The 785-nt window shown below is 62.3% G+C and carries 1 protein-coding gene; it reads right to left on the reverse strand.

Translation table 11 applies throughout. From position 1 onward, the window contains the following. Positions 1-785 (reverse strand): T6SS effector BTH_I2691 family protein (locus AC791_RS20565; RefSeq protein WP_322842788.1); only part of this gene is annotated, 785 nt, incomplete at both ends.

Below are 785 nucleotides of genomic sequence, written 5' to 3' on the forward strand. Positions count from 1 at the left end.
ACATCCAGCCGGGCATGGTTAAGCTCCTGCACCACGCCCACCGGGTCATCCAGCACCAGCGCACAGACCGGGGCAACAAACTGCTGTTGCAGCAGCGCTACCCGGTTGGCCAGCGCAACCTGCTTCTCCTGCGACATCCGCGGGTAAAATCCGTGCGCCCCTTCAGATTTGCCTCCCTCACCCGTGATGTTCAGATACGATTCGGTGGCGAACTCCAGCACGTTCGTGGTCAGGGCCTTCAGGTCCGGCTTCAGCGTCAGGCTGCGGTTCTTTTCCCTCACCGTGACCTGATTGTCCGCCAGCGTCAGGTGGATAAAACGCGTATCCGGGCGCGTCGCGTTCTGGTATTCATCCAGCACCGTTCTGCTCCACGGGTCGCTGCTGAAGGCCACTTTCGCCTCCTTGTACCCCGGAGGAATGTTGATAAAGCTGGCGATAACATCGTGATGATGCGTCAGGCAGGCCGGGCTCAGCGGCTCCACGCGCTCACCCTGCGGCATATCATACGCATCAAACTGGCGCAGAAATCCGGCCCCGGTCACCTGATACCCCTGCCAGACGGTGTTATCCAGCAGGATATAAACGTATCCCTCGCGCAGGGTTCGCAGCGCATATTTAAACTCTCCGCCGGACAGGACGGTTTCCTGTTCCGGCACTGCCGGCAGCCACCCCGGACTCACCAGACGCCGGGGGACCGCCGCCACCCGCAGCGGATAAATCGCCACGCCCTGGCGCTCGCAGGCTTTACAGCCTGAAGGGAGGATCGCCGCCCGCTGGCTGGCGGC

Origin of the sequence: Klebsiella sp. RIT-PI-d (assembly GCF_001187865.1) — a bacterium.
Taxonomy (GTDB): Bacteria; Pseudomonadota; Gammaproteobacteria; order Enterobacterales; family Enterobacteriaceae; genus Superficieibacter.